18 protein-coding genes and 2 tRNA genes are annotated in these 24,268 nt (G+C 60.3%); 12 read left to right on the forward strand and 8 right to left on the reverse strand.

The genetic code is table 11. The features are described 5' to 3' along the window. Positions 1–103 precede the first annotated feature (103 nt). Both ACZ9HU_RS06685 and ACZ9HU_RS06690 read left to right on the forward strand, forming a co-directional pair. Positions 104–178, forward strand: a tRNA-Glu gene (locus ACZ9HU_RS06685). A 28-nt stretch (positions 179–206) separates the two neighbouring features. After that, positions 207–281: transfer RNA gene (locus tag ACZ9HU_RS06690), tRNA-Glu, on the forward strand. A gap of 102 nt (positions 282–383) precedes the next feature. Here the strand turns inward: ACZ9HU_RS06690 and ACZ9HU_RS06695 are convergent. The 3 genes from ACZ9HU_RS06695 to ACZ9HU_RS06705 form a co-directional block, all read right to left on the reverse strand. Continuing rightward, positions 384–2,579: a TonB-dependent receptor gene (locus tag ACZ9HU_RS06695; protein WP_476103702.1), complete on the reverse strand. Its 2,196-nt coding sequence runs from the start codon at positions 2,577–2,579 to the stop codon at positions 384–386. A 177-nt stretch (positions 2,580–2,756) separates the two neighbouring features. Beyond that, positions 2,757–4,058: an omega-aminotransferase AptA gene (gene aptA / locus ACZ9HU_RS06700; protein WP_476103704.1), complete on the reverse strand. Its 1,302-nt coding sequence runs from the start codon at positions 4,056–4,058 to the stop codon at positions 2,757–2,759. A 175-nt stretch (positions 4,059–4,233) separates the two neighbouring features. Further along, positions 4,234–4,779: a cupin domain-containing protein gene (locus ACZ9HU_RS06705; protein WP_476103706.1), complete on the reverse strand. Its 546-nt coding sequence runs from the start codon at positions 4,777–4,779 to the stop codon at positions 4,234–4,236. Positions 4,780–5,015: 236 nt separating this feature from the next. Here ACZ9HU_RS06705 and ACZ9HU_RS06710 point away from each other — a divergent pair, with 236 nt between their 5' ends. The 8 genes from ACZ9HU_RS06710 (at position 5,016) to phoB (ending at position 13,717) form a co-directional block, all read left to right on the forward strand. Continuing rightward, a complete protein-coding gene (locus ACZ9HU_RS06710; protein WP_476103707.1) occupies positions 5,016–6,131 on the forward strand; it encodes a P1 family peptidase in 1,116 nt (371 codons plus the stop codon). Positions 6,132–6,170: 39 nt separating this feature from the next. Then, positions 6,171–6,413 (forward strand): hypothetical protein, encoded by a 243-nt coding sequence (locus ACZ9HU_RS06715; protein WP_476103709.1) that lies wholly within the window; start codon positions 6,171–6,173, stop codon positions 6,411–6,413. After that, positions 6,410–7,825 (forward strand): sodium:solute symporter family protein, encoded by a 1,416-nt coding sequence (locus ACZ9HU_RS06720; RefSeq protein ID WP_476103711.1) that lies wholly within the window; start codon positions 6,410–6,412, stop codon positions 7,823–7,825. Before ACZ9HU_RS06715 ends, ACZ9HU_RS06720 begins: the two co-directional genes overlap by 4 nt. A gap of 15 nt (positions 7,826–7,840) precedes the next feature. Then, positions 7,841–9,340 (forward strand): CoA-acylating methylmalonate-semialdehyde dehydrogenase, encoded by a 1,500-nt coding sequence (locus tag ACZ9HU_RS06725; protein ID WP_476103713.1) that lies wholly within the window; start codon positions 7,841–7,843, stop codon positions 9,338–9,340. 67 nt (positions 9,341–9,407) lie between these two features. Beyond that, positions 9,408–10,799, forward strand: a complete 1,392-nt coding sequence (locus ACZ9HU_RS06730; RefSeq protein WP_476103714.1) for an amidase — start codon at positions 9,408–9,410, stop codon at positions 10,797–10,799. A gap of 140 nt (positions 10,800–10,939) precedes the next feature. Continuing rightward, positions 10,940–12,196: a sensor histidine kinase gene (locus ACZ9HU_RS06735; protein WP_476103716.1), complete on the forward strand. Its 1,257-nt coding sequence runs from the start codon at positions 10,940–10,942 to the stop codon at positions 12,194–12,196. Between the two features lie 120 nt (positions 12,197–12,316). Then, positions 12,317–12,997 (forward strand): phosphate signaling complex protein PhoU, encoded by a 681-nt coding sequence (gene phoU, locus ACZ9HU_RS06740; RefSeq protein WP_476103718.1) that lies wholly within the window; start codon positions 12,317–12,319, stop codon positions 12,995–12,997. Positions 12,998–13,027: 30 nt separating this feature from the next. After that, entirely contained in the window at positions 13,028–13,717 is a 690-nt protein-coding gene (phoB, locus tag ACZ9HU_RS06745) for a phosphate regulon transcriptional regulator PhoB (protein ID WP_168605257.1), read from the forward strand. 55 nt (positions 13,718–13,772) lie between these two features. Here the strand turns inward: phoB and ACZ9HU_RS06750 are convergent, their stop codons facing one another. Further along, entirely contained in the window at positions 13,773–15,302 is a 1,530-nt protein-coding gene (locus ACZ9HU_RS06750; protein WP_476103720.1) for an amino acid permease, read from the reverse strand. Positions 15,303–15,500: 198 nt separating this feature from the next. Here ACZ9HU_RS06750 and panB point away from each other — a divergent pair, with 198 nt between their 5' ends. Then, a complete protein-coding gene (gene panB, locus ACZ9HU_RS06755) occupies positions 15,501–16,373 on the forward strand; it encodes a 3-methyl-2-oxobutanoate hydroxymethyltransferase (RefSeq protein WP_476103722.1) in 873 nt (290 codons plus the stop codon). 20 nt (positions 16,374–16,393) lie between these two features. Continuing rightward, the gene (locus ACZ9HU_RS06760; RefSeq protein ID WP_476103724.1) at positions 16,394–17,440 is read left to right on the forward strand and encodes a DUF475 domain-containing protein; all 1,047 of its coding nucleotides are present in this window, start codon (positions 16,394–16,396) and stop codon (positions 17,438–17,440) included. A 214-nt stretch (positions 17,441–17,654) separates the two neighbouring features. Here ACZ9HU_RS06760 and prsR read toward each other — a convergent pair whose 3' ends face one another. The 4 genes from prsR to ACZ9HU_RS06780 all read right to left on the reverse strand — a co-directional run bounded on the left by prsR (position 17,655) and on the right by ACZ9HU_RS06780 (position 24,179). After that, positions 17,655–19,016: a PEP-CTERM-box response regulator transcription factor gene (gene prsR / locus ACZ9HU_RS06765; protein ID WP_476103726.1), complete on the reverse strand. Its 1,362-nt coding sequence runs from the start codon at positions 19,014–19,016 to the stop codon at positions 17,655–17,657. A gap of 1 nt (position 19,017) precedes the next feature. Continuing rightward, positions 19,018–21,129 carry an XrtA/PEP-CTERM system histidine kinase PrsK gene (gene prsK, locus ACZ9HU_RS06770; RefSeq protein ID WP_476103728.1) on the reverse strand — a complete coding sequence of 704 codons (2,112 nt, stop codon included), beginning with the start codon at positions 21,127–21,129 and terminating at the stop codon, positions 19,018–19,020. 1 nt (position 21,130) lies between these two features. Continuing rightward, a complete protein-coding gene (locus tag ACZ9HU_RS06775) occupies positions 21,131–22,516 on the reverse strand; it encodes a TIGR03013 family XrtA/PEP-CTERM system glycosyltransferase (RefSeq protein WP_476103730.1) in 1,386 nt (461 codons plus the stop codon). 130 nt (positions 22,517–22,646) lie between these two features. Then, the gene (locus ACZ9HU_RS06780) at positions 22,647–24,179 is read right to left on the reverse strand and encodes a methyl-accepting chemotaxis protein (protein WP_476103733.1); all 1,533 of its coding nucleotides are present in this window, start codon (positions 24,177–24,179) and stop codon (positions 22,647–22,649) included. Between the last annotated feature and the right edge of the window lie 89 nt (positions 24,180–24,268).

Consider the following 24,268-nt stretch of genomic DNA (forward strand, 5'->3'; position numbering starts at 1 on the left):
GCCCCTTCGTCTAGCGGTTAGGACGCGGCCCTTTCACGGCTGAAACACGAGTTCGATTCTCGTAGGGGTCACCATTATATAGCCTGCCTTGGCTTTCAAGGATGGCCCCTTCGTCTAGCGGTTAGGACGCGGCCCTTTCACGGCTGAAACACGAGTTCGATTCTCGTAGGGGTCACCATTATATAGCCTGCCTTGGCTTCAAGGATGGCCCCTTCGTCTAGCGGTTAGGACGCGGCCCTTTCACGGCTGAAACACGAGTTCGATTCTCGTAGGGGTCACCACTTGATTTTGCAGCAAAGGCTGCGCCCTCCATCCCATATGTTGCGCAACATGCCGCACCCCCGGACCAGTAAAGATCCGAGGATGCGAAAATGCGTCATCCATCAATATTTCAGGCCAAAGCGGACGCCATAGCTGACCGGGCGCGCCGGTTGCGCGATGTCGGCGCTGGTAAAGAAGTTACGCGTCAGGTCGTATTTCTCGTTGAAAATGTTGCGTCCCCAGATCGAGAGCGTCCATTTTCCATCGGCAGGCGCCAAAGACACTTCGGCATTGGTGACAAAATAGGCGCCAATGTCATAGGTCCTGCCCAGCCATGACGGATATTTCGAGCGATAGGTAAAGGTGGCCGATGGCGTCACCACGAAATCGCCAACCGGCTTGGCATAGCTGATCGCCGCGCCCCATGACCATTTGGGAAACGGAATGCTGGTATGCGACCGGTCGGAATAGACCGCCGCCCCCGCCGCGCGCGATGCCGCCACGTTCAGATCGCTGAAGCTGAGATAACGCCCCGAACTGTAGCCAAGATATTGGCTGATCATCAGCCCTTTGACCGGTTGCAGCGTCATTTCCAATTCGCCGCCCAGCACGCGGGATTTGTCGGCATTGGTGAATCGGCCCACCGGACCATTGGCGCCCCAAACCGCCGAGAGCACCTGTTGATCGCGATAGTCGTAATAATAGAAAGACCCGTTGACCTGAAGGAAGCTGAGAGGATTGCTCTTGAAGCCCACTTCATAGGCGTTGATCTTTTCCGGGGCAAAGGGCTGAATACCGCTGGAATTGCCGGTGTTATAGGTGGTGAAGCCGCCCGACTTTGTGCCCCTGCTGGCCGAGGCATAGACCATCAATGCGCGGCTGGGTTGATATTGCAGGGCGATCTTGCCGGTCACAGGGCTCATGCTGGTATCCACACTGGTCGGGCGTAGGGCCTGCGCCCCGCCAAAGGCGCTGCCGAAGCCCTGAAGCGAGCGTTTTTCATATTCATAGCGCAGGCCTACCGTCGCCTTCAGCTTGGGCGTGATCGCATATTCGGCCTGACCAAAGGTGCTGATCGATTCGACCTCTTGCGCATAATTCACGCGGGCATAGGTGCCGTAGATGTTGATGAAGTCGGAATAGTAGCGCTCGTTCAGATTTTGCTTGGCGTAATAGACCCCCGCCACCCATGTCAGGCGCCCCGGCTTGGAATTGCTCAGACGCAGTTCCTGGGCAAAGACCTTGACCTTGGACCCGAAAAACGTGTCGGCCTCGATCGAGGAGGAGGAGTCCCAATCGCCAAACTGGCGACGGTCCAGCCAGTCATAGGAGGTGATGCTGGTTAAGGTGGCCGGGCCAAAATCATAGGCCAGATTGGCCGATGCGCCCCATGTCCGGTTATTGACGCCGGGCTTGGAATTTTTGGTCAGCCCGGCGTCCGCGATCAATTGCGGTGACAAGCCCCAACCCGTGGCAAAACGATCCGTGTCGGCCGGGATGGTCACCCCCGTGCCCCCGGCCGTTCGCAACGGATTGAGCAGATAGAGTCCCGTCGCCTCCGATTTATCGCGCCCATAATGGAAATCGATCAAGGCGGTAAACTTGCCGCCGGTCGGCGCGACGGAGAGCAAAGCGCGACCGCCCCAGCGGTTGGCGTCGCCCAAGGGCGCGCCCGTGCTGCGGTTATATTGATAGGCCCCGCCCTGCTGCGTCGCGCCCGCCACGCGCAGGTTTACGCCCTCGGTGATCGCGCCCGAAACAAAGGCCTCGCCGTTAAAGGCGCCAAAGCGGCCATATTCCATCGTGCCTCCGGCATGAAACTCGCTGGTCGGGCGGTTGGTGATGAAATTGATCGCGCCTCCGGTTGTGTTGCGGCCGTAAAGCGTCCCCTGCGGCCCGCGCAGCACCTCGACCCGGCTGACGTCAAAGATCAGGCCCTGGGTCATGATCGGCACCGGATAGGCCACTTCGTTCACATAGACGCCGACGGTGGGCGAATTGTTCGACGCGTAATCCTGAAAACCCACCCCGCGCAGGCGGAATTGCGGAGCGCCTCCGCCAAAGGCCGGTTCGACCTGTAGGCTGGGCGTGGCGTCCTGTAACTGATTGACGTTGGTGATCCCGCGCTCTTTCAACATGTCGGCGTTCACCACGCTCAGCGCGATGCCCACGTCCTGTGCCGATTGGGCGCGGCGTTGAACGGTCACGACGATTTCGGATTCCGGCCCCTTTTCGGCACCGGCCTCCGCTGCAAACAGGGGAGCGCCATAGCCCCCGATGATGGCGCAGATGGCTGCGCTGGTCAGTAAACGCTTCATCTTGGCTCCTCGTCGAATTGCCGCCATGCGAAATTGCACGACAGGATCGGCCAAAGGAGGCACCCTCTGTTGTCCCGTATTCCCCGATTTGGGTTGGGGCGGCTTGGGCCGCCCTCTGTCTTTGCCCTGCGATTTACTGATCTTGTTTCTATTGCGCCGGCGATCCGGCGTTACGCATCATCGGATCGCGGCCAACTCTCGCCGGATCACATGCACGATCTCGTCAATCTGCTCCTGTGTGATGATAAGGGGTGGGGAAAGCGCGACAATGTCGCCCGTTACGCGGATAAGCACGCCCGCATTCCAGCAGGCGTCAAACAATTCCTTGGCCCGCGCGCCCGGTTCATTTTCACGCGGGGCCAGTTCGATCCCGGCCACCATGCCCAGATTGCGGATGTCGATAATATGGGGCGCATCGGCCAGACTGTGGACGGCGGCCTCGAAACCAGCCTCCATCGCCAAGGCCCGCCCAAACAGATCATCCTGTGCATAGACGTCCAACGTCGCCAGCGCGGCCGCACAGGCCAAAGGATGCGCCGAATAGGTATAGCCGTGGAAGAATTCGATCCCCTTGGCCGCATGGGCGATCACGGTGTCATAAATCTCGCGGCGCACACCGACACAGCCCATGGGAACAGTGCCATTGGTAATGCCCTTGGCCGTGGTGATGATGTCGGGAATGACGCCCAAACGTTGCGCCGCCGTCGTCGCGCCCAGACGCCCGAAACCGGTGATCACCTCGTCAAAGATCAACAGAATGCCGTGTTCGCAGGTGATTTCGCGAAGGCGCTCCAGATAGCCCACCGGCGGCACCAACACGCCAGCCGACCCCGACAGCGGCTCGACAATCACCGCCGCGATGGTTTCCGCACCATGTTCGGCGATAATATCCAGCAATTCCTCGGCCAGTTCCGCGCCCCATTCGGGCTGTCCCTTGGAAAAGGCGGTGCGGTTGATGACCAATGTCGCGGGCATGTGGCTGACGTCCGGCAAGAGCGGAAAACCACGGCGGTTATTGGGCAATCCGCCCACCGAAATCCCGCCGAACCCCACACCGTGATAGGCCCGTTCCCGCCCGACAAGGCGCGTGCGCCCCGGTTCCCCTTTCGCCGCATGATAGGCAAAGGCGATTTTCAGCGCCGAATCAACCGCCTCCGAACCGGAATTGGCATAAAAGAATGTGTCGATTTCCGCGGGAAACACTTCGGCCAATCGCGTGGACAATTCAAAGGCCAGCGGATGTCCCAGTTGAAACGTCGGCGCATAATCAAGCACCTGGGCCTGCTTCTGGATCGCATCGACGATAGGTTGCCGCGCATGCCCCGCATTCACGCACCAAAGCCCTGCCGTCCCGTCCAGAATGCTGCGCCCGGCAACATCGGTATAATGACACCCGCTGGCCGAGGCGAAAAGTTTGGGCGATGCCTTGAAGCCCCGGTTATCCGTAAACGGCATCCAGAAATTGTCGGGCGAATGCATGATAAAAGGGGTCTCCATTCCACTGTCGATGACAGATTGATGGCACAGGCCCCATTCCCACAAGACTGTTATTTGCGTGGCAATCCGCAGCGATGCAATGCAACAAGATCCAAGCATTCCAGCGATTGCGCGCTCATTATCCTGAGCGGATTAATCACTTTCCACCATGCATCCATCAAAAACTTGGCGGGGTACAGGCGCTGACGACAACGCATTTTTCCTTGCCGATATTGCGGAAACGATGCGGCTTGGTGCTGGCAAAGAGATAGCCGTCCCCCGCCTCCAACACCTGTTTTTCGCCTGCGACCGTCACTTCCAGCTTGCCGGAAATGACAATGCCCACTTCTTCGCCCTCATGGCTCAACATCACGCGGCCGCTTTCCGCCCCGCTCTGATAAACCTCATACAACATCTGGATCGAGGATGAGGCCATGCTGCCCAACTGGCGATAGCTGACACCATCCTTGCCGATTTCGATCAATTCGCTGCTGCGGAAATAGAAGCGCTCCTGCTGCGCCGCCTCCAGGTTGAAGAACTCGCCCAAGGGCATGTTGATCGCCCCCAATATCCGCTTGAGCGACCCCACCGACGGATTGGTGGCCCCGCTTTCAATCAGCGAGATCGTGCTGCTGGGCACCCCGGCCATTTTGGCCAGCATCCGCTGGCTCAAGCCTTTTTTCTCCCGCACCAGACGCAGGCGCATGCCAACCTCATTGTCCATCACGATCTCCGTCACCTAAAGGCCGAGCTTTGCGTGTCGCCTTACGGAATAAGATGGTGCATCAGACGTTTGTGGTGTTCAATATTTCATATTGGTTGCACTGCAAAAAACAGGCTTGCCGGTGAACGCCCTTGGCTCTCTACTTGCCCCACCACAAAGAGCGCGAGGTCGCAAACAGGGTTTGACCGCCAAGGCCCAATTGATTCAGTTAGCATCCCAATAGCAAAAGGATCGTCATGCATCGTCGCCATCTGTTAACGGGTGCGGGATATCTCGCCGGTCTTTCGATGACCCCTTGGGGTTTCGCGCGCGCTGCCGGGGTGCCCTATGTCGGCAGCCAGACGGGGCCGTTCAATCTGATCACCGACGTGCCGGGCATTCTGGTGGGCTGTGCCGAAGATCCGGCGGTGCGGACCGGCACGACGGTCATCCTGCCCGACAAATTGGCGACGGCGGCGGTGGATGTGCGCGGCGGAGGCCCCGGAACGCGGGAAACGGATGCTCTGGATGCGCATAATCTGGTTGCGGCGGTCAATGCCATCGTCCTGTCGGGCGGGTCGTCATGGGGCCTAGCGGCGGCTGATGGGGTGGCGGCGCATTTGGGCGCAAAGGGTGTTGGCTATGGCGGCATGGCGCGTCCCGGCGTTCCGGTTTCCCCCATTGTGCCTGCGGCCATCCTTTATGACCTTGCCAATGGCGGGAACAAGAATTGGGGCACAGAGCCGCCCTATCGCAACCTTGGCATAAAGGCACTGGCGGCGGCGGGATCGCAATTCAAACTTGGCACATCGGGCGCCGGTTATGGCGCGATGTCGGGGGGGCTGAAAGGCGGGCTTGGTTCGGCCTCTACTCTTACCAGCGACGGCGTCATGGTGGGCGCGATTGTCGCGGTCAATTCGATGGGTTCAACCGTCATCCCCGGCACGCAACAATTCTGGGCGGGCGCCTTTGAAATCGGCGATGAATTCGGCGGCCTGACCCCCACCCCCATGCGCGTGGGGCCGGAAGAATGGGGCTATACCAAGACGCCAGCCGCGCGCGAGAACACGACCATCGCCTGTATCGCCACCGATCTGGCGCTGACGCCCGATGAAATGAAGCGCGTGGTCATCATGGCGCAGGATGGGATGTCGCGCGCCATTCGTCCGGTGCATACGCCCTTTGATGGGGATGTGGTTTTCGGCATTTCCACTGGCCGCATCGAACCCAAGGGGCCTCGCCAGATCGCCGTGCTGAAGGTCGGCACCATTGCCGCCGACACATTGGCCCGCGCCATCGCACGCGGCGTGCATGAGGCCGTTGCCCCGCCCGGATCGAATGTGAAAACCTGGTCCTCGCTCAAACCCAAGTAACCATCGCCAGCCGGATTTGCCATCAACAGGAATAGACCCATGCATGAAATTCCTGAAGACAGACCGACCGACCTGCCCGACACGCCGCAACCGCGTTGGACGGTGTTGGTCGGGCTGATCCTGCCGCTGGTTCTGGTCATCACCTGCGGATTGGCCATTCCGGCGGATGCGGGGCGGTTTCTGGGCATATCCTTGGCCACATGGTGCCTGTTTGCATGCGCGCCGGTGGTCAGCCTGTGTCTGACCCTGTGCTGGCGCTATGGCTCTGGGGACGGTTCATGATCGCGGCGTTTATCGCCATCATGCTGCTTTCCCTCGCTCTGGCCATATGGTCTCGGCGCGGGCATGACCGGCCCGATGCGCGCGAATTCTTCACCGCATCGGGACAGTTCGGCCCCATCCTGTTCTTCTTCCTCTCGGTAGGCGAAACTTATTCCATCGCCACGATGCTGGGCTTTCCGGGCGGAGTTTATGCCGGGGGGGAAAGCTTTGTCCTGTGGTTCTTCGGCTATATCCTGATGGCGGGACCGGCGATCTATTTCGTAGGCCCATGGATCTGGCGGGCGGGCGCGCTTTATTCCAGCGCGACGATACCGGACTTCTTCCGCTCTCATTTCGACAGCCGGACACTCGAAGTTCTGATTGCGGCCAGCGCCATCATCCTGCTGATCCCTATCGGCACGACCCAGTTTCTGGGGCTGCGGCTGGTCTTTGGCGGATTGGCGCCGGGCGTGCCGACGGTGATGTTGACCGCCATGGCGGGGCTTTTGACCTTTACTTATGTCGCCTTGGCGGGCTTGCGGGCATCGGCCTTTGTCGCGGTTTTGAAAGACGTGCTGATGATGGGCTCGATCGTGCTGGTAGGCGGCGTGGCCATCATGATGTGGGAAACGGTGCATCCATCCTCCCCCCTGCCCGCGCCGAAACCGGCCAGCCCGGCCAACATGACTTTCGCCGTTTCAACCATCGTGTTGCAGGCGGCAGGCTTTTTGATGATCCCGCAGAACTGGGCCTTCATCTTTTCCGCTCGCGCCCCGCGCGCCATCCAGCGGGCACAGGTTGTCGCGCCCATCTATATGCTGATGTTCCCGCTGCTGATGATCGTGGCCTATTATGCCAAGGCGGGCGGGATCGTGCCGCATGTGCCCGATTATGTCTTTCTGGCAACGGCCACGGCTCTGCTGCCGGGCTGGATGGTGGGGGTGGTCATGGCGGCGGTGGTTCTGTCCGGTCTGGTCGTGCTCAGCAGCGTGTGCCTTGCCATTGGCCCCCTGTTTGCGCGCAACATCGTGCCGGGTTTGAATGGTCAGGCGCAACAGCGCTGGTCGCGGATCATCATTGCGCTGTTCATCCTGTTCTCGCTGATCGCGGCGGAAATGTCGGTGCCGCTGATCGCCACGCTCAACAACATTTTCTATTTCGGCATAGTCCAGCCATTGCCAGGATTTGTCGCGGCGATGCTGCTGCCCCGCGTTCCGGCCAAGGCGGTGATTATCGGCATTCTGTCGGGCGATGCCTTTGTCCTCTATGCCCGTTTGGCACAGGTGGATCTGGGCGGGATCAATCCGGGCCTTATCGGTCTGGGTGTCAACGCGGCGATAATGTCGACCATCGCCACCCTTTGGCCAAGGATCGGCCATCAATCGGTCATGCAGCAATTTGCCTCGCCCGCCAATCATGCAATCCAGACATAAGGCACAAAGAAATCCATGTCTCTGATCCTGCATTTCATCAACGGTTCGGCCCTTAGCGGCGCCGACAATGCGCTCTCGCCCGTGTACAACCCCAATGTCGGCGAGGTGCAGGCGCAGGTTCAATTGGCCACGCAGGTCGAACTCGATCTGGCCATTGCCGTGGCGCAGGCGGCACAGCCCGCATGGGCCGCCGCCAACCCGCAGCGCCGCGCCCGCGTCATGTTCCGCTTCAAGGCCTTGATCGAGGAACAGATGGATGAACTCGCCATCCTGCTGTCGAGCGAACATGGCAAAGTGATTGAGGACGCCAAGGGCGATATTCAGCGCGGGCTGGACGTGGTCGAATTTGCCTGCGGCGCGCCCCATCTGCTGAAAGGCGAATATACCCAAGGCGCAGGCCCCGGCATCGATGTCTATTCCATGCGCCAGCCTTTGGGCATCGTGGCCGGGATCACGCCCTTCAACTTTCCCGCGATGATCCCGCTGTGGATGGCGGCGCCCGCGATTGTTTCGGGCAATGCCTTTATCCTCAAACCTTCCGAACGCGCGCCCTCGGTGCCCGTCCGCCTTGCCGAACTGGCGCGGGAAGCCGGATTGCCCGACGGTATTTTCAACGTCATCCATGGCGACCGCACCATCGTCGAAGCGATCATGGACCACCGCGCGATCAAGGCGGTCAGCTTTGTCGGCTCATCCGATGTGGCACAGGCGATATATGCGCGCGGAACCGCCAATGGAAAGCGTGTTCAGGCGATGGGCGGGGCCAAGAACCATGGCATCGTCATGCCCGACGCCGATATGGATCAGGCCGTGGCCGACATCGTTGGCGCGGCTTTTGGTTCGGCGGGCGAACGCTGCATGGCCTTGCCCGTGGTGGTGCCGGTGGGCGCGCAAACCGCAGATCGCCTGCGTGGCAAGCTGGTCGATGCGATTGCCGGTTTGCAGGTGGGCATCTCCACCGACCCACAGGCCAATTACGGCCCCGTCATCACCGCCCAGCATAAAAAGCGCATAGAAGATTATATCACCATGGGCGTTGAGGAAGGCGCCGAACTGGTCGTCGATGGGCGCGGTTTCGTGCTTCAGGGCTATGAAGGCGGCTATTTCGTCGGGCCGACCCTGTTTGACCATGTTACGCCCACCATGCGCAGTTATCAGGACGAAATCTTCGGCCCCGTCCTCCAGATCGTGCGCGCCGACACGCTGGAGGAAGCCACCGCACTGGCCAGCCGCCATGCCTATGGCAATGGCGTCGCGCTGTTCACCCGCGATGGCGGCGCGGCGCGCGCCTATGCCGGCGCGGTCGAGGTGGGCATGGTGGGCATCAATGTGCCGATCCCGGTGCCGGTGGCCTATCACAGCTTTGGCGGGTGGAAGCGTTCGGCCTTTGGCGACCACAATCAATATGGCACCGAAAGCTTCCGCTTCTTCACGCGGGTCAAGACCGTGACGCAGCGCTGGCCAGCGGCGGGTGAAAGCGCGGGCAATGCCTTTGTGATGCCCGTCATGAAGTAAAGCGCGGCCCCAACCCCAATGCCAAGTATGACATGCGGCCCCATCGCCGCCCAACGAGGACATGTGCATGGACGAGACACTGGCCGATCTGACCGGCGCCCAAATGGCCAAGGCTTTTGCAGCGCGCAGCCTGTCGCCGGTGGAGGTCATGCGCCACGTCATTGCCCGTGTCGAAAGGCTGGAACCTCATCTATGCGCCACCTATGCTTTTGATCCCGTCGCGGCGCTGGAATCGGCCCGCGCGTCCGAACAACGTTGGACGGATGGGGTGGCGTTCAGCCCTCTCGACGGCATACCGGCGACGATCAAGGAATTGATCGCCACGCGGGGCACGCCAAAGCCGGTGGGCACCGCCGCCGGTGACATGACCCCGCAAAGCGTTGACGCCCCACCCGCCGCGCGCCTGCGAGAAGCCGGTTGCGCGATTTTTTCCAAAACCACCGTTCCCGATTACGGCATGCTGTCATCGGGCCTGTCGAGCTTTCACAAACTGGCCCGCAACCCATGGGACATTTCTAAAAACCCCGGCGGGTCCAGCGCAGGCGCCGGCGCGGCGGCGGCGGCCGGTTACGGTCCGTTTCATGTCGGAACCGACATTGGCGGGTCGGTGCGCCTGCCCGCGGGGTGGTGCGGGGTTTTTGCGTTAAAGCCCAGCAACGGGCGCATTCCGATTGACCCGCCCTATATTGGCCGGGTTGCCGGGCCGATGACCCGGACAGTGACGGACGCGGCGCTAATGATGACCATGCTGTCGCGCCCCGATCCGCGTGATTACATGGATCTTCCCTATCAGGACTTGCCGTGGCTTGATCTGAACGCCGATGTGGCGGGCCTGCGCATCGGTTTGATGATGGATGCCGGTTGCGGTTCCGCCCCCGAGCCAGAGATTGTCGAGGCCGTTGAGGCGGCGGCGCATCTGTTTGAAGAAGGCGGCGCAATTGTCGAGCCCGTCGAACCCTTTATGACCCCGGCCATGCTGGACGGTCTGGACCGTTTCTGGCGCACGCGCTTTTGGGAGGAAACAAGGTATTTGCCGCCCGATCGCTATGGCCTGATCCTTGAATATATTCGCCAATGGGTTGAACCGGCGGCGGGCTATGATGGCGCGTCGGTCTATACCGGATTTGATCAGATCATCAAAATGCGCGAACGCGGACGGGCCTATAATGACTATGACCTGATCCTCTCGCCCGTTTCCCCCATGCCCGCCTTTGCGGCGGAATTGCCCTCGCCCACCAATGATCCGGCGCGCCCGTTTGAACATATCGGCTTTACCGTGCCGTTCAACATGACCGAACAACCCGCCAGCTCGATCAATTGCGGCTATACGTCGGATGGTCTGCCCATCGGGTTACAGATTGTCGGGCGGCGGTTTGATGACATGGGCGTCATGCGCGCGTCACGCTGGTATGAAAAGGCCCGCCCCGCCCAGCGCCCGTGGCCTATGTCGTTGAAATAGGCCTATGCCGAGGGGCGCCAATTAACATGCATTCTTGTGGTCAATGCTTGGCTGTTTCATAAAACTGTCATACGTCTTCCCCATGCGCAGAACAAAGCGCCTCGCCTGATGCAGGCGCCAAGGAATGGACGATCCAAGCAATGCGCGACAGCAAGCTTCCCTGGCCTGCCATAATTCTTGAATTGCTGACGCTTTTGTTGCTCTACCTTGATGGGGTGGGGCTGTTGATGGTGTGCCTGACGGGGGCATTCTGGACCTTCTCGCTGCTGGCCGTATGGTGGTGGTGCAGCGATCAGGCCGAACCCGACGCCCCGCGTGAAATCGAGGGGACGGCCCGCCAATTGCAACTGGAACAGGGGCATATGGTGCGCCGCGCGCTGTCATCGGCGCTGGAGGGCACCGGATCGCCCATGCTGCTGATCGACCGGGCGCGGATCATCGACGCCAACAGCGCGGCCCGTGCGGCCCTTGGCGATCATATTCTGGAACAGGACCCGCGCATCGCCCTTCGTCACCCCGATGCTATCCGCCTTTTGGACAGCCCCGATGATGAAAGCGCAACGGCCAGCATCCGCGGCCTGACCCGCAGCGGCAGCCTGTGGCAATTGACGCGCCGCCCGGTCTATCCTGGCCTGTGGGTGATCGAGGCGCGCGACCGCACCGCAGAGGCCGACATCAGCCGCGCCCACACCGATTTCGTCGCCAATGCCAGCCATGAATTGCGCACGCCCCTCTCCTCGGTCATCGGCTATGTCGAAACGATCAGCGAGAGTGCCGGGTCGATGGACAGTTCGGTCATGCAGCGTTTCCTCGGCACCGTCCTGCGCGAGGCCAAGCGGATGCAGGCATTGCTCAACGATCTGATGTCGCTGTCGCAATTGGAGGCCGAAAAGCATGATGCGCCGACGGCCTTGATCGATCTGGCGCCGCTTGCCGCGCGTGTCGTAGGCGAATTTGCGCCGCCGCCGGGCAATCCGGTTCGTGTTGAATTTGCCAAACCCGATGAACCGTTCGAGGTCGCCGGCGACGTCAAGCAGATCGAGCAAGTGCTGCGCAACCTGATCGACAATGCGTTGAAATATGGCGACGCGGATCAACCCGTGACCGTTACGCTGACCCATGCGCCGCGCGGCATGGCCGAACTTTTGGTGACCGATCGCGGGGCGGGTATTTCGGCCGATCACCTTCCCCACCTCACTCGCCGTTTCTATCGCACCGATCCGGGCCGCAGCCGCGCGGCGGGCGGCACCGGCCTTGGTCTTGCGATTGTAAAACATGTCGTCGAACGCCATCGCGGCAAACTGGACATCACCAGCAAGGTGGGCGTCGGCACCAAGGTTTCCGTGCGTTTGCCCTTGATGACACCAGCGCAGGAAAAAGTCACAAGCCTGTCATAGTCCTGTCACCAAAACGCTGCATGGCGCTTTCAAGGCACGATGGATCGAGCGAAAGCTTCCAACCTTGTTACACATATGTGACAAGGCATCCATCACAGCTTGAACAGGGAATAGCGTCCAGTGGCAGAACATACGGTCAAAGCCTTTGACGAAGAAATCACCACGCTGCGTGGTCTGATCGCCGAAATGGGCGGTCTGGCCGAACTGGCCATTGGGGAATCGGTCGAAGCGCTTACCAAACGGTCACTGGAACTGGCCGCACAGGTGATCGAGCGGGACAAGCGGATCGACCGGCTTGAGGCCGAGGTGGACCGCCTTGCCGTCAAGATCATCGCCTTGCGCGCGCCGGTCGCGGATGATTTGCGCGAAGTGCTGGCGGCTCTCAAAATCGCGGGCATTCTGGAACGCATTGGCGACTATGCCAAAAACATCGCCAAGCGGGTGTCACGGATCGAAGGCAGGCTCAATTCCGAGACGCAGACACTGATCCCGGCCATGGCCGAAATCGCGGGCGAAATGGTGCATGACGTGTTGACCGCTTTTGCGGCGCGCGATCCCTCGCTGGCGGTGGATGTGATCGAACGCGACGCCCGGGTGGATGCTTTTTATGACAGCATTTTCCGCAACATGGTGTCTTTCATGATGGAAAATCCCTCCACCATCACCTCTGCGGCGCACTTGTTATTCATTGCGCGCAATATCGAACGGATCGGCGATCACGCCACCAATATTGCCGAACAGGTCTATTTCGCGGCCACCGCTGAATATGTGGTCGACCGGCTGGAACGTCCGGAAAACTAACCTCTTTTTAGAAGGTATCAGGGGGCAACCATGAAACAACCCCGGCTCTTGCTGGTAGAAGATGATCCGGCGCTGGCGGAACTGCTGGAATTCCGCTTTCAGGCGGAGGGCTATACGGTCCTTTCAACGCCCGATGGCGATGAAGCGCTGTTGCTGGCCGCCGAAGAAGCGCCCGATCTGGTCCTGCTCGACTGGATGATCGAGGGCACCAGCGGGATCGAAGTCTGCCGCCGGTTGCGCCGCGACAAGGCGACGGCCCATGTGCCGATCATCATGCTGACGGCGCGCGGGGCCGAGGATGACATGATCCGCGGCCTTGAAACCGGGGCCGATGATTATATCACCAAACCATTCAGCCCCCGCGAACTGATCGCGCGCGTATCGGCCATCATGCGCCGTATTCGCCCTGCGCTGGCGGGTGAACAGATCACGGTGGGCGACCTGACGCTGGACGCCACCGCGCATAAGGTGACGCGCAAGGGGACGATCCTGGCGCTGGGGCCGACCGAATTCCGCCTGCTCAAGTTTTTCATGGAGCACCCGGGCCGCGTATTCTCACGCGGGCAATTGCTGGATGCGGTATGGGGCACGGACAGCGATATCGAATTGCGCACCGTGGACGTCCATATCCGCCGGTTGCGCAAGGGGATCGAATTGGAAGGCGCGGTTGACCCTGTCCGCACCGTCCGCTCGGCAGGCTATGCGTTGGAAGCGGTGTAAACCAAACCCGCAACCCGGAATCAAAAAGGGCGGCCCGATCAGGCCGCCCTTTCTTTTAATCAACGCCCGGAAGCGGCGGCACCGGAAGATCCGGCGCATCGGCGTCATCTTCATGAACATCGATGATCCCGCGACCGACATAGGAACGGCTGCGGCTGTAGGTGAAATAGACAAACAGACCGATCAGGCCCCAAATCCCGAACAGCATCTGGCTCTTCACGTCCAGCTTGTAGAACAGATAGAGGCAGCCCAAAAACGACAACGGCGCCGTGACAAACAGCGCCGGAGTGCGGAACGGGCGATGACGATGCGGGTCTTTCTTGCGAATGACCATCACGGCAATCGAAACCGCCGCAAAGGCAAACAGCGTGCCCGAGTTAGAAATATTGGCCAGCAGACCGACCGGGAAAAAGGCCGAGAAAAGAGCCACAAACACGCCGGTGATGATCGTGATCACGTGGGGCGTGTTGAACTTGGGGTGGATGCGCGAAAAGACTTCAGGCAGCAGGCCGTCACGGCTCATCACGAAGAAGATGCGGGTCTGGCCGAACATCATCATCAGGATAACCGAGGGCAAAGCAAGGCCGGCGGCAAGGCCAACCAGATTACCGATCTGGGGCCAGCCGATCGTGCGCAGCGTCCATGCCAGTGCTTCCTTGGAACAGACAACGGCCTGATCGCCAATGGCCGAACAGGCGGCGCTCAATTCACGGCTGCCGGGTTCCAGTTCAACGCCACCGGGCCCGAACACGGGCTGTGCGCCGACCGAACCGATCACGCCAGAGGCCACCAGCAGATAGAAGATCGTGCAGATCGCAAGGCTGCCGATCAGGCCGATCGGCATGTTGCGCTGGGGGTTCTTGGTTTCTTCGGCGGCGGTGGAAACCGCGTCAAAACCCACATAGGCAAAGAAGATCGACGCCGCAGCCGCCCCGATGCCGGCAAAGCCGAGCGGAGCAAAAGGATCGAAATTCTGCATCTTGATGACCGGAACCGACAGCGCCACAAACAGCGTCAGCGCGGTGATTTTGATAGCCACCAGCACGGCATTGACCGACGCGCTTTCCTTTGTCCCGATCACCAGCAGCCATGTCACCAGCGATGCAATCAACATTGCCGGCAGGTTTACCACGCCGCCGTCATAGGGGCCGCGCACCAGCATATCGGGAATATCGATATGGAAAGCATGCTCGATCAGGCCCACGACATAGCCAGACCACCCGACCGAAACCGCACCAGCGGCCACGGCATATTCCAGAATAAGCGCCCAGCCCACCATCCAGGCGACCAGTTCGCCCATCACGGCATAGGAATAAGTATAAGCAGAGCCGGAAACCGGCACCATGCTGGCCATTTCGGCATAGCACAGCGCGGCCACGGCGCAGACAAGACCAGCGATGATGAAGCTGATCATCATGCCGGGGCCAGCCTTTTGTGCGGCTTCGGCGGTCAGAACGAAGATACCCGTCCCGATCACCGCGCCAACACCCAGCATGGTCAATTGAAAGGCGCCCAGCGAGCGATGAAGTGATTTTTTCTCAGCCGTGGCCAATATGGCATCCAACGGCTTGACGCGACCGAACATGCAGTTCCCCTGAACGCAATAAGCAATGGGAAAGAAAATTAACGGATCGCGCAACATTCGCAAGGGCGGATTATGCGTAGTCCCCCGTCTGATGAACCACCTTGCCTCAAAGCGGATCGCCTGTCACCCGCTTCGCGCTTTATGAACAGGTCATTCATCGCACTTTCCCGATGCGCTCTGCCGGGCTAGAAGCCGCCCATGTCTACGACCTTTCAGATCGATACCGCCACCAGCCGGGCCCATCCCACGCCCGCGCCGATGCGCCGCCTGACCATTCCGGCCATACGCCAACGTAAAGTGGACGGCGTCACCGCCGATCCTGTGGTGATGCTGACGGCCTATACGGCGCGCCAGGCCCAATTGCTGGACGCGCATTGCGACCTTTTGCTGGTGGGCGATTCGCTGGGCCAGGTCATTTATGGCCTGCCCTCGTCCCTGCCCGTTACGCTGGACATGATGGTGGCCCATGGGGCGGCGGTCGTCCGGGGCAGCTGGCATGCGGCGGTGATCGTTGACCTGCCCTTTGGCACGTATGAAGCGTCACCTGTTCAGGCGTTTGAAACCGCATCACGCGTCCTGCGCGAAACCGGATGCGCGGGCGTCAAGCTGGAAGGCGGCGTCGCCATGGCCGAAACGGTCGCGTTCCTTTCGCAACGCGGCATTCCGGTGATGGGCCATATCGGCCTGACGCCGCAGGCGGTGAACCAGCTCGGCGGCTATGGCGCGCGCGGACGCAGCGAGGCGGAAGCCGAAAAGATCGTTGGCGACGCACGCGCTCTGGCCGATGCGGGCGCCTTTGCCATTGTGGTGGAGGGCGTGGTGGAACCTTTGGCCATCGCCGTCACACAGGCGGTCGCATGCCCGGTCATCGGCATTGGCGGATCGGCGCAATGTGACGGGCAAGTCCTTGTGACCGAGGACATGCTGGGGATGTTCGAGCGTGTTCCCCGCTTCGTCAAACGCTATGCCGATGTCGCAACATTGATTGCCGACGCCGCCGCCCATTACGCCCAGGAAGTGCGCGAACGCAGCTTTCCCGGCATCGAACAAACCTATCAGCCCAAAACCTGATCCTTCGGAGTAATTCTCAAGTGGCTCAATTTTTTCGCCATTTCAGCGGATCGCTGATCTTTTCCGCGGTCTGTCTGGCGCTGGCCGCGGCCTATGGGTGGAATGACACCGCATCGGTTTCGGCGGTGGGCGGTATGCTCTGGGTCGTGCTGGTGCTGGCCGTACTGGAAGTGTCGCTGTCTTTCGACAATGCCGTGGTCAATGCCGCCGTTCTAAAAGACATGGACCTCATCTGGCGCAAGCGCTTTTTGACATGGGGTATGTTATTTGCGGTGTTTGGGACGCGCGTGGCTTTTCCGCTGCTGATCGTGGGGCTGACTGCCGGGCTTGGGCCGATTGAGGCGATCCATCTCTCGCTCAACCAACCTGCGCAATATGAGGCGATCATGCGCCATGCCCATATTCCGATTGCGGGCTTTGGCGGGGCGTTTCTGGCGATGGTGGGCCTCGGCTTTTTCATCGATCCGGACAAGGAAACCCATTGGCTGCGCTGGGTCGAGGTGCGATTGAAACTGGTCGGGTCGATCAAGGCGGGCGAAGTGGCGCTTTTGCTGCTGGCCCTTGTCGTGATCGGACGCTGGCTGCCCGCGGACGAGGCCTATACTTTGCTGGTGTCGGGCATCTTTGGCATCATCACCTTCATCGCGGTGGAGGGGCTGGGCCATTATCTGGAAAGCCGTGAGGCGGCGCGCGCGCTGGCTGGGACCGCTGTACGGTCGGGGCTTGGCGGCTTCCTCTATCTCAACGTGCTCGATTCCTCGTTCAGCCTTGATGGCGTGATCGGTGCTTTTGCCTTGTCGAACAATATGGTGATCATCGCGCTGGGCCTGTCGATCGGCGCGATCTTTGTGCGTTCGTTAACGGTAATGCTGGTCGAACAAGGCACGCTGTCGGAATATGCCTTCCTCGAACATGGCGCGTTTTGGGCGATCATTGCGCTGGCGGCGATCATGTTGGGTTCGGCGCTGGTCGAAATTCCTGAAACCGTGACGGGTCTGATCGGTGCCGTTCTTATCGGCGCGGCGCTTTGGGCCTCGGTTCGGTTGAACCGGCGGGAAGAAGGTTAATCTCGAACTAAGGGTGCCAGTGTGGTTCGTTTGCCACAATAGGCGGCAAATTACCCGGTGAGTGCTGCGCCGCCATTGAAGCCCCGCACTTTCTGTGTAAATCGGGCGGCGGAAGAAAAAATGGGAGAGGAAGGGCGGCTTTCGGGCCGCCCTTTTTCATTTCGGACAATCGAAATCGCAGACGGAAAATTGTACGATATGGTACATCTTTTCATCAATTCTGCATGTCATACTGTTTCAGCAAATCATAAAGCGTCGGACGGCTGATACCGAGCAGCTTGGCGGTCGACGATATATTCCCCTCGCTACGCGCCAGAGCATGGCGGATCACGCGCCGATCGGTCATTTCCCGCGCCGATTTCAGGTTGAGCGGAAAATCCTCCTCGGCCCCCGGCGCGGCCAGATCAAGATCACCGGCATGGACCAGTTTGCCATCGGCCATAATGACGGCGCGCTTTATCCGGTTTTCCAGTTCGCGCACATTGCCGGGCCAATTCCATGCGTCCATCGCCGCCAGAGCATCAGGCGCAAAGCCTTTGACCTGCGGGTTCATTTCTTTGGCAAAACGCACAAGGAAGGCCTTGGCCAACAGTCCCGCATCGCCGGGACGTTCTGACAGCGACGGGATCTTCACCACGATTTCGGCCAGCCGGTACCACAGATCTTCGCGAAACCGGCCATCGATGATCATGGCCTCAAGGTTCTGATGAGTCGCGCAAACAATACGAGTGTCGACCGCGATTGAGCGCCGTCCACCGATCCGCTCGATCACCCGTTCCTGCAAAAACCGCAGCAATTTGACCTGAAGCGCAAAGGGAATATCGCCCACTTCGTCCAGGAACAGCGTCCCGCCATGGGCCTGCTCGATCTTGCCCTCGGTGGTCTTGATGGCCCCGGTAAAGGCGCCCTTCTCATGGCCGAACAATTCGGATTCGAGAAGGTTTTCCGGGATGGCCGCGCAATTGATCGCGACAAAGGCCCCTGCCCGCCCGCTGGCCTCATGCAGGCCGCGGGCCAGCAATTCCTTGCCCGTGCCGCTGGCGCCCAGCAGCATGACCGACACATTCGTGCCCGCCACGCGTTCAATCGTGCGCGCAACCCGCAGCATTTCCGGCGCCGCGGTAATCATCGTGCCCAGCACGCGATTATCCTTGCCCGCGCGTGAGGCAAGCTGGCGGTTTTCGGCCTCCAACCGATGCAGCCGATAGGCCCGGCGCACGATCAGCGCCATTTCGTCAAAATCCATCGGCTTTTGATAGAAATCATAAGCCCCGCGCTCGATCGCCTGCAACGCACTTTCCCGCGCGCCATGGCCGCTGGCCACGATGATCTTGGTGTCGGGTTTCAACGCCATGATTTCGTCCAGCACCGCAAAGCCCTCGCTGGTGCCATCCGGGTCGGGCGGCAGGCCAAGGTCGAGCGTCACCACCGCCGGCTCCTCGGAACGCAGAGCTGCCATTGCGCTGGCCCTGTCCCCGGCGACGATCACGTCGAAATCCTCATAGGCCCATTTGAGCTGCGCCTGCAGACCCGGATCGTCCTCGACGACCAGCAATTTGGGGCGCGTCTCACTCATTTCAGGCAACCTTTGTTTCATTATCCAGAGTTTTCAAGATTTCGGCCGCGCTGGCCAAAGGCAGACGGATGATGAAGCGTGTGCCGATCCCTTCGCGGCTCTCCACGTCCAACCGCCCGTGCATCGCTCGGACCAATTCGCGCGCTTCATAGGCGCCAATGCCAAAACCGCCGGGTTTCGAGGAATCAAAGGGTTTGAACAGGCGGTTGCGGACAAATTCCGGCGCCATGCCATGTCCGGAATCGACAATCTCGATCCGACAAAACAGCCCGTCGCCGGTGATCGAAACAAACACCGGCATTTCGGGCGCGCTGGCATCCACGGCGTTCTGGATCAGATGGGTCAAGATCTGTTCGATACTGTGACGCTGGCCCGCGATGGTGCATTCGTCGCGCTCGATCACCTGAACATTGTGCCTCACGCGGAAAGTCTCGGCCAATTGCTGGGCCAATTCGCCCACCTCAACCGGCTCGACCTTGTCCACCGTGCTGGAACCATAACGCGACAGGCGGGCGACCAGATGGTTAAGCTTGTCGGATGAGTTACGCAAAGTAACCAGCATATCAGCGCGAAAGGCCGGATTTTCCGCATGACGCTCGGCGTTGCGGGCCAACAGGGCAAGCTGGCTCGACAGGTTCTTGATGTCATGCATGACAAAGGCGATGCGGCGATGGAATTCATCGAAACGCGCCGCCTCGGCCAAGGCCTGTTGCCCCAGATGCTCGGCCAGATAGGTGCCGATCTGTTGGGCCACAACGCGCAAAACGTCGAAATCTTCCCAATCCAGTTGGCGATCCTGTGGCGGACGGGCCAGGATGACCACGCCCACCAAACGCCCATTATGCTGAAGCGGGACGATGGCCCATGCGCGGATTTCCTCACGCAGCCAATCGGGGATGCCCATGATCTCGGTTCCCGGCGCGCCCGCGCGCACGGTATCCAGATCAACGATATGGTCGCTGGCGGAAAGGAAGTGGGCGGCGGCCAACCCCATGGCTTGGGCCGGAACATCGGCGGTCGACCATTGCCAACGCGCGGCCAGCACCAGTTCGCCCGTTTCATCGGGCGTCAACAGCAGGCCCGCCGGGCTGTCGGTAATATCGGCCATCGCCTGTACCGCGCGCTGGTGCAATGGGGCGGCATCCTTGCCCTGCCCCCCGATGGTGCGGGCAAAGCGGAGCCATTCCTCGCGATAGTCATAGCGGTGCTGAAAGAAATGCTTGGTGAACATCACCCGCATCCAACCGCGCAGGCGCCGCGAAGGCAGCAGCAGCGCCGCCGCCGAAATCGAAGCGATCAGGAAGCTGAATTGCCACCAACGCCCCAATTCGCCGCCCGCATTGGCCAGCCAACGGGCAATCGCGATCATGGCGATGAAATAGCCGCCGATCACAATCAGCGACATCGATTGAAACGTCACCGTCCGCGAAGGTTTCAGGCGCAGCGGTTCCCGCCCCTTCATCGCGCCCAGCGCCAGAATGCCCGCAAAGCCCACATCGAGCAGCCCATGAAGCGAGGCCAGTTCGACCGGCCAATGTTTGGCCAGATAGGCGACCGTAAACAGGTTGAGTTCAAACACCCACACCGCCGCCAGCGCCAAAGCGGGCCAACGCAACATCTGGCGCGAACTGCTCGACGCGCTGGCATAGAGGTTGTGGACCAGCACCAGCGACCCCACCACGCCCAGCATCGCCAGCATGATGTTCAATTGATACAGCGCCACTTCATTAAGCAGCGCCGGGTTGATCCGATGCTCGATGAATTGCACCGTCGGCACCAGAATATCGACCAGGCACAGCGCCGCCACCACCGGCCCGACCTCGGCCAGGCTGGTGTGCCGTCCATCGCTGGCGAACATGGCATAGGTGGCCCACAGATAGGTCAGATTGCGCAGGCCCATCAGCCCCTGCGCGACAAGGCTGAGTTCGCCCTCGGCCGCCACGGCAAGGCACCACAGCGCGGTCATCACCAGGGCGGCGACAATGGCCTTTCCCGCGCCGCTGTAGCGTTCGCGCTGTCCCCAAAGGCTGACGGCCACGGTAATCGCGGCGCATGCGCCGGCCACATGGCTGGCGTTGGACACCCAGTCCCACAGGCTGGGGCCAGCCGCCATCTTACCGCGCCCCTTCGTGCCAGAGGACCACGCGCAGCGTTTGAAGGATGATCAGGATGTCGAGGAAAGGCGTGTAATTCTTGACGTAATAAAGGTCATATTCCAGCTTGTTACGCGAATCCTCAAGGCTGGCACCATAGGGATAGTTGACCTGTGCCCATCCGGTTATGCCCGGTTTGACCATGTGCCGCTCGGCATAATAGGACAGCTTGTCTTCCAGATCGGAGACGAATTCGGGGCGTTCCGGGCGCGGGCCGACAAAGCTCATCTCGCCTTTGAGAACGCTCCACGTCTGGGGCAATTCGTCGATGCGGACCTTGCGGATGAAATTGCCGATGCGGGTGACGCGAGGGTCATTCTTGGCGGCAAATTGCGCGCCATTGACCTCTGCGTCCAAACGCATGGAACGCAATTTGATCACATCGAAATTCTGGCCATAAAGGCCGACGCGGCGTTGGCGGAAGAAGGCGGGGCCTTTGCTGTCCAGTTTTACCAGCGCGGCGAAAATCAGGATAATGGGCGCGGTCAGCAGCAGGAGTACAAGGCTGACGATCACGTCAAAGATCCGCTTGGCTGCGCTGGAAAAGGCGCGGCCCGAGGAAAAGCCGTCCGAGAAGATGAACCAACTGGGGTTAACCGTGTCCAGATCGACGCGGCCCGTCTCGCGCTCCATAAAGCTGGAGAAGTCATTGACGTGGACACCCGCCGTCTTGATCCGCAACAGATCCTTGAGCGGGAGCGCATTGCGGCGTTCTTCCAGCGCCAGCACGACCTCGGACACGCCAAGGTTTTCGACATGGCGCTTCAGATTGTGGATCGCGGTGCGCGGGATCGCTTCTTCGACCACGGGGGTTGCTTCGCTCATCGCGACATAGCCGACGATGGCAAAGCCGCTTTCGGGGCGATCACCCAATTCACGCAGGCGTTGGGCACGCAGACCCGCCCCTAGCACCAGCACCCGTCGACGGAACGCCGAAGTGCCCAAAATTCCGCCCACAATCAGCCGGTTCATCACCAGCATCGCGATCGAACCCAGCATCGCGTAGAACAGGGTCGAACGCCAAAAAATCTGACTGGTGAACATCGAATTGAACAGCGCCAGACCGATCACGCCCAGCGACACCGCCACCAGCAACCGCGCCGAGGCAAAGCGCACCGAACGCAGCGCATCGGCGCCGTAAACGCCCACCGCGATCATCGCCATCAACATCACCAATGCAAAAGCGATCAGTGGTTGAAGCCGCGTTTCAAAACTTTCCGGCGGCATGCCCAATTGGTCCGCCCGCAAACGCCAGGCAAAATCCGCCGAAATCATCAGCAGCACCAGATCAATCAAACCCAACAGAATGACCGAATGGGGGATGTAATGTTTGAAAAGACGAATCATCGGCCTGCTCAATTATGCGCCAGCCATCAGGCGGGCTTTGAGCATGGATTAGGGATGAGACGTAAAATGTCGGTAAATTTTACAGTGATTGCGGGAATTAGGGCCGATGACCGGTCCGGCCCTGCGCGATTTAGAATTCGCTCCAATCATCATTGGTCGGCGTTGGCGTAGGGTTCAATGCCAGATTGCCGGTCATGGGCATAAAGGGACGTTCCGCCGCGTTGCTGATCCGCCTTGCGGTGGATTTGGCTTTTGAATTCTGGCGTGTTTCAATCTCGCGCGTGCGAAATGCGCGCACCAGCGTGGACAGTTGTTCAGCCTCATTGGCCAGATCGCGCGTCGCGGCGGTGGTCTGTTCGACCATGGCGGCATTCTTTTGGGTCACGCGGTCCAATTCGCCCACGGCATTGTTAACCTGATGGATGTTTTGGGCCTGTAATTCGGCGCTGGTGGCAATTTCGGTGATGACTTCGTTGATCTGACCCACTCGCCCCAGAATAAGGCGCAAGAGATCGCCCGTTTCGCGCACCAGCACGACACCGCCGGCAACCTGATCGGTCGAATCATGGATCAGGTGGCCGATATTCTTGGCCGCATCCGCGCTGCGCTGGGCCAGAGCGCGCACTTCGGCGGCAACCACGGCAAAGCCTTTGCCCGCCTCGCCCGCACGCGCGGCCTCTACGCCTGCATTCAAAGCGAGCAGGTTGGTCTGGAACGCGATGCCGTCGATTACGCCCACGATCTTGCCGATTTCGGTGGCCGAACTTTCCAGCGCGGCCATGGCGTCGATGGCGCGGGTGATGACGCCGGCCCCTTCATCACCCTGGGCGCAGGTTTCGGCAATGGATCGCTGCACCTCGGTCGCGCGGGTCGCGGTTTCCTGTACGCCATCGGTAACCTGGCTCATTGCGGCGGCGGTTTCTTCCAACGTGGCGGCCTGCTGCGTGTTGCGATGGGCCATATCGTCGCTGGCGCTGCGGATGTCCTGAATGGATTCCATGACGCTGGCCGCGCCCACGCGCACCGACCCGATGGCCTTGGCCAAAGACACCAGCGCCAGATTGAAATTGACGCGCAATTGTTCATATTCAGGCGGGAAAGGCGTTTCGATACGAAACTCCAGATCCTGTCCGGCCAGCTTGTCCAAACCTTCGGTCAGGGCGCGTACAACCATTTTCTGCTGATCATCGGCATCAACTTTGGCCAAGGCGGTTTCGCGAAAGACGGCGGCGGCGGCGTACATTTGCGCCACTTCATCGCCCTGATTGTCGCCTTCCAGCGCCACGCCATAGTCGCCCGCCGCCATCGCGTTCAACCTTTCGGCCAGATGCGAGACAGGATCAACAATCGCGCTCGACACAAAAGTCCATGCCCACCACAGCGTCGCGGCACCCACCGCAATGGTGATCAATGTTGTGATCACCGCCGCCATGATCAACCAATCCACACCGCCAGCCGACCCGGCCGCCGCGCTCAACGCCTGATTGGCGGCATAGAGCCGATAATGCAGGAAAGTCGCCGCCGACACCTGCACCACACTGACCAATGCCAGAGCGCCAAGGCAGAAGACCAGCTTTTGCCGGAGGCTGTTTGCAGTTGAATTACCACCGAAAAAAGCCCTGCCGGAATTGGCCGTGCCGGAAAAACCATCGCCGGAAAGCACGCAAGCGTCCCCTTATTGATTCCGATGTTTCGTGTGATGCGCTGATAATATGGCCCTCGCCAAATCACCCCTTATCGGCGTTTAGGTAA

The sequence above is a fragment of the Novosphingobium sp. Sphag1I genome, from assembly GCF_056279125.1.